This is a genomic window from Methanoregula sp. (genome assembly GCF_002835825.1).
Taxonomy (GTDB): domain Archaea; phylum Halobacteriota; class Methanomicrobia; order Methanomicrobiales; family Methanospirillaceae; genus Methanoregula.
On record NZ_PIZH01000050.1, the window covers coordinates 1 to 8860 of the forward strand.

Here is an 8860-nt window from a genome sequence, read left to right on the forward strand (position 1 = left end):
CCCGGCCACGGCACCCTCAAGGCCTCGCGGACCGTTATCGCAGGCGACACGCTCCGGGTATCATTTGCCGGGAAGATGCCCCGCGACGCCTTTGAGCGGGACCTGGCCGGGCTCCTCCTCTCGCAGGGGACGCGCCTCATCCGGACAGCGATGGCCGGCCTTCACCTGCCCGACCGGCTGCTCCGGAAGATCCTGGAGCTGTCGGGAGTACCGGACGACCTCACCTGCGCCCACCTGACCGCCCAGCAGAGAAAGGAGATCGTTACACGCTGTACGGAGTTCCCGTTTGTCATCACAAGGCTGGGCGACTTCTCTATTGCGATGGCAACCCGGGGCGGCATTGCGCTGGAGCACGTGAACCAGAAGACCATGGAATCAAAGCTCGTCCCCGGCCTCTTCTTTGCCGGCGAAGTGCTCGATATTGACGGCGACACCGGGGGCTACAACATCCAGGCCGCGTTCTCGACCGGATATGCTGCTGCGATGGCGCTGCGGAACCGACCAGGTCACCAGTGCTGATACCCTTCCCCATTGAGAACCGGCACCTTAAAATCCCGGACAGTGCACCGGGTACCTATGGAATTGGCATTCAGGAAGAAATGGGGCATCATGGCGAAGGCCGTGCTTATTATGCTCGGCCTGCTGGTGATCCGGACGATAATCGATCTTGCCGGTTACGACATCATACCGGTCAACCGGGTGGTCGGTGCGTTCATCACGGGCGCCATCTTCACCATCGCAATCATCTTTACCGGCACGTTCACGGATTTCAAGGAGAGCGAGAAAGTGGGGTCCGAACTTGCCACGGCATTAAAAGCGCTGTATAACGACAGCCGTGTGCTCCCCCTGGCTGACGAGAAACCCCTGTTGCTGTTCCGTTCCCATGTCCGGGAACTCCACCGCACCATCCGCGACAGCCTGCTGGAAAACCGGTTTGAGCTTAATGCGGTCAACCGGGCCATGGACAGGATTAACGATGATATCCGTACGCTGGCGTTCCTGAACGTGGCACCGCCCCTGATCGCCAAGCTCCGGAATGAAATGGGCGCAATCGATAAGATCTGCAACCGTATCGAAGTGATCATCCGCACGGATTTCATCCCGGCTGCCTATGCCCTTGCCGAGATCGCAACCGGCGGCGTCATCCTGCTCCTCTTCTTCCTCCACATGGACAACATATTCGAGAGCACGATGATCTTTGTCATTGTTACCACCATGCTCATCGGTCTCCTCCTGCTCATCCATGACATGGACAACCCGTTCGAGTTCGGCGCCGATGCATACGCTGACGTGGACCTCGAATCGCTGGTCATACTGGAGAAGTACTTCGACGAACAGGATGCGGTGATGGAGAGCAGTGCGTCAGGGACGGCGTGAGCGCTGAGCCGGGAAATAATTCATGTACTCTGGTGGAATACTCAATTGGCATGATGGGGGCTGATGCCCCTGTACCCCATGAAATGATGACCCGCGGCCGGAGGTAAAAGAACGCTTTTACGATCTTCGAAGACCCCGGGTCTTCTCTTGTCTCAAGCCTGATGACTTTCACCATTCTCCCCTCTCATTTCATGGGGATTCGATACCCGGAGAGGGGGGCCGGGGCGAAAAGCCCCTTTTTTTTCCTGCAATTTTCGTCATGAGAGCCTGAACCTGATTGGTTCATCTCCATTTCTTCAGAACAGGGGTTAAAAAACTACAGAAAAAGATCAGCATTGAATGAAAAGAAAGTCAGTATCCCTTACTCCCCATTCTTCTTAATCCCGTCTGGCCCGATCGTGATACCACCCTTTTTGATCAGGAAATATCCTGCGGCAAGACAGACAAGGAGGATTCCTATGCCGATCATCTCGAACCCGAACTCAAAGCCATTCATGGTGATGGCAACACCGGTTGATGACGTGCTCGGGTCAAGGAGGATAACCTTCCGGGCAACCGCGATGATGGCGAGCAGTACAACGATCTCGACATGGATGACATTTTCGCGGAAGTATGCCTTGATGGTGTCGAGGAGTTCCACGCCAATGAGCACCAGCAGGAACCCTCCGAGGACATAGATCATCTCATGGGCTTCGAGCAGGTAAGGCGTGTTCAGCACAATGGCATGGATGAGAATCCACCCGAGGTCCAGTACAGCGGCGACAAGGACAATAATGAGCAGGATCATCAGGACTGCGTAGATGCCCTTTTCGAATTTTTCAACAACAGCAGTAATATCCATGGTATCACGCGTATGGGACAAGGTCCGGTTCTTTTGGATCATAGAGGTTTACGACATCGCCAATGACGATGACCGCCGGGGGTTTGACGCCCGCATTCTTTGCATCATCCGCGATCGTTTCGAGCGTTCCGGTCGTGACGCTGCGGTCTCTCCTTAGACCGCGTTCAATGATGGCGACCCGGGTCCCCGCCGGCTTCCCGTTTTTCACCAGGACGTCAGCAATCTTTCCAAGGTTCGCCACACCCATAAGGATAACGATCGTACCCCGGCTCTTTGCCAGCAGCTGCCAGTCGAGCGCCGGTTCCGCTTTGGTCGGGTCCTCGTTGCCGGTAAGGATCGTTACCTGGCTTGCATACTTCCGGTGGGTGAGCGGGATCCCGACTGACGCGGGGACAGCAAGGGCACTTGAGATCCCCGGCACCATCTCGACTTCGATCCCGGCGGCACGGACGGTCTCGAGTTCCTCCCCGCCCCTCCCAAAAAGGAACGGGTCGCCGCCTTTGAGCCGGACAACCCTCTTTCCTTTCTGTGCCCGGTCCACCATCAGCGCCTCGATCTCGTCCTGCTCAAGATTGTGCTTCCCGCCGAATTTGCCGCAGTCTATCTTCTCTGCGCCGGCCGGGAGGGTTGCCAAGATATCCTCGCCCGGCAGCTGGTCAAAGAGCACGACCTCGGCTCTGTCTATCACGTCACGGCCCCGCTGTGTTAAGAGCCCTTCTGCCCCCGGTCCCGATCCCACGAGGTAAACTTTTCCTTTCATGGTGTAATCCCCAGTCGTTTGTACGCTTCGTCTATCAGGCCCTGCGCCCGTGCCTTGAGCTTCCGGCCTTCGTTACGGGCCTGCTCAATCGTTGTCACATCCACTTCGGCCCGTTCGGCCCGGCTCCCGTCCAGCGCAAGGACTTCGGCAATAAGGTGCCCGCTGCGGGAGAAGATCCCAAGAGGCGTGAAGCAGCCGCCGCCCAGCTGTTCCATGACGGCACGCTCGATGGCGATGTCTGTGCGGGTCTCCGGGTGGTCGAGGGCCGAGAGCATCTCCATGAGCGACGGGTCGGCCCGGGATACCACCGCAACGGTGCCCTGGTTGGGCGATGGTACAAATTTCTCGGGTGGGAGCCGCTGGCCGTCGATTTTGATCCCGAGTCGCTGGAGGCCGGCCTCGGCAAGCATGATGCCATCGTACTCGCCTGCACCCATCTTCCGGATCCGTGTATCCACGTTCCCGCGGAGGTCCTTGATCGTGATCCCCGGATCGTGCCGGAGGAGCTGCGCTTTCCGGCGCGTGCTCGATGTGCCAATGACCCGTATGTGCCCGACCTCGCCCTTATGGGCAAGGAAATCTGCCGGCGAATCGCGTTTCAGGATGGCTGCCGTGAAGAGGCCGCTCGGGCGGAAGGCCGGGATGTCCTTCATGCTGTGCACGGCGCAGTCAATGGTGCCCGCGAGGATCGCGTCATCAAGCGCCCGGACAAAGACGCCCTGCCCGCCGATTTCGTGGAGCGGGACATTGGTTGTGGTGTCGCCCTGCGTATTGATGATGACCTTCTCGGATTCGATCCCAAGATCGCTGAGTTTTTGTATGACCGTCTCTGTCTGGACAAGGGCGAGTTTGCTGCCCCGGGTCCCTATCCTTATCGGCATTTCCGGTACGCCTGTGCCAGTGCGGCGAGATCGTGATCGGTGTGCGCTTCAGAGAGGAAGTTGGTCTCGAACTGGGAGGGCGGCAGGAAGATGCCGGAATCGAGCATCTTCTTCCAGAAGACAGAGAACGCTGCTGTGTCGCATTCCTTCACCTCGCGATAGTTCTTCGGTGGCGATGCCCGGAAGAAGTACTTGAACATCGAGCCGAGGCGGACAAAACACCCGCTCTTCAGATCGCCGATTCCCTCTTCTAGGGCCCGGCCCTTCTCTTCGAGATTATGGTACAGCGACGCATTCTCGTGCAGGTACCTGATGGTTGCGATACCCGCGGTGAGCGAGAGCGGGTTACCTGAGAAGGTCCCTGCCTGGTACACCGGGCCCTGCGGTGCAACGAGCTCCATGATCTCCCGCCGTCCTCCAAAAGCACCGATGGGCAGGCCGCCGCCAATGATCTTCCCGAGCGTGGTGAGATCGGGCTTCACGCCGTACTTCACCTGCGCCCCGCCAATACCGACACGATATCCCGTGATCACTTCATCGAAGATGAGGAGGACATCGTGTGCTTTCGTGATCTTCCGGACCTCCGCAAGGTATGTGTCCTGCGGGAGGATGGGGCCGATATTGCCGAGCACCGGCTCAATAATGAGGGCTGCGACATCGCTGTTCTTTGAGAGGACTTCTTCCAGGGCTTCTGGATCATTGTAGGAGACCTGCCGCGTGTGGGCAACGAGATCGGCAAGCACGCCCGCAGAGTCCGGGACGCCCATCGTGGTCGCACCCGAGCCGGCTTTCACGAGAACCGCATCGTGCGCCCCGTGGAACCCGCCCTCGATCTTGACAATGTCCTTCTTGCCGGTGAACCCGCGGGCGAGCCGGATTGCGGCCATGGTTGCCTCCGAACCACTGGAAACAAACCGTACCATGTCCATGCCCGGGTGGTCGCCCGTGATCATCTTTGCGAACTCCGGCTCGAACGGCGACGGTGTGCCGTAGAGCCAGCCGCGGGCCAGCTGCTCCTCGATTGCGCTGCCGATCTCCGGGTGGGCGTGACCGAGGATGAGCGGGCCGTAGGCCATGCAGCAGTCGATGAGCACAGCCCTGTCGGCAGTCGCGAGGTGCGCCCCTTTTGCGCCGGTCGTGTAGAACGGGTAGGGTTTGATTGCCCGTACCGGGCTTGAGACGCCGCCGGGCATCAGGGTCTTTGCAAGCTCGAAGAGCTCGCTGCTCTTCAGCGTCTTATCAGTGTTCATGGAGCCATCCTGCAACTTCGCCGGCAAAATAGGTGATGATCAGGTCGGCACCCGCACGCTTGATGCAGGTGAGGGATTCGATGATGGTCTCCTTCTCCTTCAGCCAGCCGTTCTGTGCCGCGGACCGGATCATGGAATATTCGCCGCTCACCTGGTACGCTGCAACCGGAAGTCCGAGCGTTGCTACCTCTGCGAGCACGTCAAGGTAGAACCCCGCGGGCTTGACCATCAGGATGTCGGCGCCTTCGTCTGCGTCCATCTGCGACTCCAATATCGCCTCACGGCTGTTGGCCGGGTGGATCTGGTACGTGGACCGGTCGCCAAACGCAAACCCGGAGTCCGCTGCCTCGCGGAACGGGCCGTAGAGTGCAGATGAAAATTTCGTGGAGTAGGACATGATCAGGACCTCGTCATACCCCGCATCGTCCAGCGCCGACCGGATCGAGCCAACCATCCCGTCCAGCATGCAGGAGGGAGCAACGATGTCCGCGCCGGCTTCCGCGTGCGAGAGAGCGATCCGGTCCATCAGGACAAGCGACGGGTCGTTTAAGAGGTCCGGCCCGCACCGCGTCTCGCCTACGATCCCGCAGTGGCCGTGGTCGGTATACTCGCAGGCGCAGACGTCCGTAATGACAACCATGCCCGGCACCGCTTCCTTGACATTCCTTACTGCCTGCTGGACAACGCCCTCGCGGTCGTACGCCGACTTTGCCTCAGGGTCCTTCTCCCGGGGGATACCAAAAAGAAGGATAGCCCGGATCCCTTTCTTCCAGAGATCCGCTGCCTCGGCTGCAATCCCGTTTACCGGGTACCGGAACTGTCCCGGCATTGCCGAAATGGGTTTCTTCTCCGCGATGTTCTCATCCACAAAAAGGGGTGCGATCAAATCATTCTTCGAGAGCGTGACCTCGCGCAGGAGCGGCTGGATATTCCGGGACCGTGACCTCCGCATCCGGCGTTTGGGAAAAATACTCGTTTCTGCCACCACCTGCACTACTTCTGGTGAGTACTTTTTTGGTCCATCGTATTTATGGTTGCAGTATCCTTGCCGGACGGGGGGGTCACGGGACTTCGCACTTCTGTTCGTTCCCGCATTGCTGCTTTAAGGCGCACGCGAGACGGAGAGAACTTGCAACAAGATTGGAAAGGTCCTCCTGCGTGTACCGGTTCTGCTCAATCTGGTCCCGGTCCTTGGTCGTGTCCTCGTCATTCTCCCCAACCCACGAGGCAATGGCAACCTCGGGGATGTGGAACCCGGCCCACGAAAGGAAGTTTAACAGGTTGCCGGCAACGTGCTGTACGCCGTCCACGTGGCCGATGACGATGAGCCCCGCGACCTTGTTTGCTATCATTCGGTTCCCGAACCATGAGTACTGGTTCTCGATGGCGTTCATCCGTTCCACGAACTTCTGGATGAGGGATGAGTGGTTGTTCCACCGGATCGGGGTTGCGAGAATCAGGATGTCGCAGGCAAGGACTGCATCGTACACCTTCTGCATCTGGTCGTCCTCGTACTTCATCGAACTCTGGCAGGGGTAGGTACAGTACGCGGGGTTTTCGGAATAGTTCCCTTCGCACTCATAGATCTTCAGGTCCTTTAACCGGATGAATTCGATTGTGCACCCGAATCCTTTGTACTGGGCGAGGGCCTTGTCGAGAAGCGCCTCGGACTTGCTCATCACCGGCTGCTGCCGGCTCGACCCGGAGATTCCCAGGACCCTGACATTCCGGCACTGTTCCTTGTCCGGTATCGGGATGATGTTGACGCCAAACTTTCTTCCAACAAGCGGGGCAGGCATGATTTAATTATCATGGAGAGGAGGATAATCTACTTGTTGATCGCGGGGAGAAGATATGGCACCACAAGACCAGGCATTCATTGATGAGAACCGGAAGAAATGCATCTGCGGGCCCTGCCCCAGTTACAACGAATGCATGCGGGCGGGAGAGGAACTCCTGTTCTGCGTTGTGGGAAAGAGTGCCGATTGTGTCTTTGAGAAGAAAGGCTGCATCTGTCCCTCCTGTCCGGTAACAAGAGCGCTCGGCCTTAAGAAAGCCTACTACTGCATCCGTGGAACGCAGGACGAGCAGGAACAGAAATAGTCCCTGCGGCGGGCAGGATATCGGCACCTTTTTGCTTGACCCGCGTTTATGATCGATAATGCGCAGTCTCCAGTACCTTGTTCTTGCCATTCTCCTCTGTGCCGCCCTTGCTGTTGCGGGGTGTACATCCAGTACGGCCAATCCTCCTCCTGTGACCGCAACCGCGATCTCGCTTCCGTCAATCGCTCTTGACCGGTCAGACCTTCCTGATGGTTATGTCCTGACCATGAGCAAAGTGAAGACTGACCGGGATGTGAGTCCTCTCGCGCAGTCGCTTGGCTGGCAGGCCGGGTATGTTGTTGAGTATACGAAATCCGCTGCACCGGGGACGGTCGTCCTCCATTCCCTTGCCGGCTATAAGGAGAGCAGTATGCCGGATGTCATCGATTATATCTACAGGGCTGACCGTACCTGCAGCGACCTCGAGTATTTCGATATTGCGGTAACCGGCATCGGAGACGACAGCCGGGCGTTTATCGGGCACCTGCCAAACCAGAGCCAGATCCCGGTTGTAACAACCGTACCCGCTGCCAAACCCCTCTCGGATGTCGCGGTCTCGATGGAAGGAACGAACACAGTGACCTGCGGGCAGGGATATCTCGAGATCATCTTTGCCAAAGGCAATGTTCTCGAAGTGATCCGGTTTTCCGGACCGGTCATCGAGGACAAGGAAGCGATTGCGATCGCACAGAAAGCATACGCGAAGATCCCCTGAAGGGAATCTTCTCGTTTCTCGGCTTTGATAAGCCTCGAAATTCCGAAGATCCCCTGATGAGGATCTTCTGCTCCGGGTCGGATGACCTGCCGGAATAAATATCCCGTAAATCCATTCTCTTTTTTTTGTGTAAAGGATCAATCCGCAATCATTATTAACCGAAAAAATAATTAGGCCGTTATGCTTGGACTCCTGGCTTCCATGACGGTCTTTGGCCTGCCGCTCGCGATTGTCTTTGGGATCATCACGTTTGTCTGCCTTCTGGTAACTGCACTGCTCGGGTACCTTGTGCTCAAAGGGAAGTTCAATATCCCATTTGCATGGCACATGCGGATGGCGTTAGCAACGATCATCGCTGCTATCATCCATATCATGCTGGTCATTGCGTGGCTGAACGGGTGAGGGCGGAGTGTATTTTTGCGAGATATTGCACTACATCCATATTGATTGATTATTTGCGATAGTCCCCCCTCCACGGTACGCGGGCAGTCGCCGGGGTGGGAAGTCGACCCTTAGCCGGGCAAGGACCTTTTTCAAACCTACGTACAGGGAGGTGTGCTGCCAAATGCTGAATCCCATCAGAAATGAGATGAGGCATGACAAGAATACTCAGGATCCTTTACGCAGTCGGGAGACCTGTTGCGCACAGGCTATCGCAATATCAGAAAACGATCACAAGAACCGCAAGACTTAGTCCGTCTCCGGCTTCCCTTCGATCCGGTCGCCTTTGGTGATGGCGTTGACGAGCGCTTCAGCGGAAACTGCGTCGCCCTCCTCGGCACTGGTGCGGATGGAGTAGGTGGCGTCGGTTAAGAGTTTCTTTGTCAGGACCCGGGTGAGGGCGTCGATGATTGCCGCGGTCTTCTCATCTGTGATGCAAAGCCGGGAGAGGGCCCGCTCGCGTTCCCGGACCCGGACCTCCTCGGCCCAGGT

The 8860-nt window shown here is 57.7% G+C and carries 11 protein-coding genes and 1 pseudogene; 5 read left to right on the plus strand and 7 right to left on the minus strand.

Annotation, left to right across the window (positions count from 1 at the left end):
• Window positions 1-519, plus strand: a 519-nt coding sequence (locus CW742_RS03250; protein ID WP_292416378.1) for an NAD(P)/FAD-dependent oxidoreductase, incomplete at its 5' end; no start/stop codon positions are given.
• 57 nt (window positions 520-576) lie between these two features.
• Window positions 577-1377 (plus strand): hypothetical protein, encoded by an 801-nt coding sequence (locus CW742_RS03255; RefSeq protein WP_292416380.1) that lies wholly within the window; start codon window positions 577-579, stop codon window positions 1375-1377.
• 361 nt (window positions 1378-1738) lie between these two features.
• On the opposite strand, the gene CW742_RS03260 is transcribed toward CW742_RS03255, so the two are convergent.
• From CW742_RS03260 to CW742_RS03285, 6 genes are all read right to left on the minus strand, one after another.
• Entirely contained in the window at window positions 1739-2218 is a 480-nt protein-coding gene (locus CW742_RS03260) for a phosphate-starvation-inducible PsiE family protein (protein WP_292416383.1), read from the minus strand.
• Between the two features lie 4 nt (window positions 2219-2222).
• Window positions 2223-2978, minus strand: coding sequence for a uroporphyrinogen-III C-methyltransferase (gene cobA, locus CW742_RS03265; protein ID WP_292416385.1), 756 nt, complete (start codon window positions 2976-2978; stop codon window positions 2223-2225).
• A complete protein-coding gene (gene hemC, locus CW742_RS03270; protein WP_292416388.1) occupies window positions 2975-3859 on the minus strand; it encodes a hydroxymethylbilane synthase in 885 nt (294 codons plus the stop codon). Before hemC ends, cobA begins: the two co-directional genes overlap by 4 nt.
• A complete protein-coding gene (gene hemL / locus CW742_RS03275) occupies window positions 3850-5091 on the minus strand; it encodes a glutamate-1-semialdehyde 2,1-aminomutase (protein WP_292416403.1) in 1242 nt (413 codons plus the stop codon). Before hemL ends, hemC begins: the two co-directional genes overlap by 10 nt.
• A 7-nt stretch (window positions 5092-5098) precedes the next feature.
• On the minus strand, window positions 5099-6079 hold the full coding sequence (hemB, locus tag CW742_RS03280) for a porphobilinogen synthase (protein ID WP_292416406.1): 981 nt from the start codon (window positions 6077-6079) through the stop codon (window positions 5099-5101).
• 91 nt (window positions 6080-6170) lie between these two features.
• Complete coding sequence (locus CW742_RS03285; protein ID WP_292416391.1) at window positions 6171-6908, minus strand: flavodoxin family protein; 738 nt, start codon at window positions 6906-6908, stop codon at window positions 6171-6173.
• A gap of 103 nt (window positions 6909-7011) precedes the next feature.
• On the opposite strand from CW742_RS03285, the gene CW742_RS03290 reads away from it, so the two are divergent.
• The 3 genes from CW742_RS03290 (at window position 7012) to CW742_RS03300 (ending at window position 8329) form a co-directional block, all read left to right on the plus strand.
• Window positions 7012-7212, plus strand: coding sequence for a DUF2769 domain-containing protein (locus tag CW742_RS03290; protein ID WP_394339455.1), 201 nt, complete (start codon window positions 7012-7014; stop codon window positions 7210-7212).
• Between the two features lie 58 nt (window positions 7213-7270).
• Window positions 7271-7927: a hypothetical protein gene (locus tag CW742_RS03295; RefSeq protein ID WP_292416397.1), complete on the plus strand. Its 657-nt coding sequence runs from the start codon at window positions 7271-7273 to the stop codon at window positions 7925-7927.
• A gap of 180 nt (window positions 7928-8107) precedes the next feature.
• Window positions 8108-8329 carry a hypothetical protein gene (locus tag CW742_RS03300; RefSeq protein WP_292416400.1) on the plus strand — a complete coding sequence of 74 codons (222 nt, stop codon included), beginning with the start codon at window positions 8108-8110 and terminating at the stop codon, window positions 8327-8329.
• A gap of 288 nt (window positions 8330-8617) precedes the next feature.
• Here the strand turns inward: CW742_RS03300 and CW742_RS03305 are convergent.
• Window positions 8618-8860, minus strand: a pseudogene (locus CW742_RS03305) (glutamyl-tRNA reductase); the annotation flags it as partial.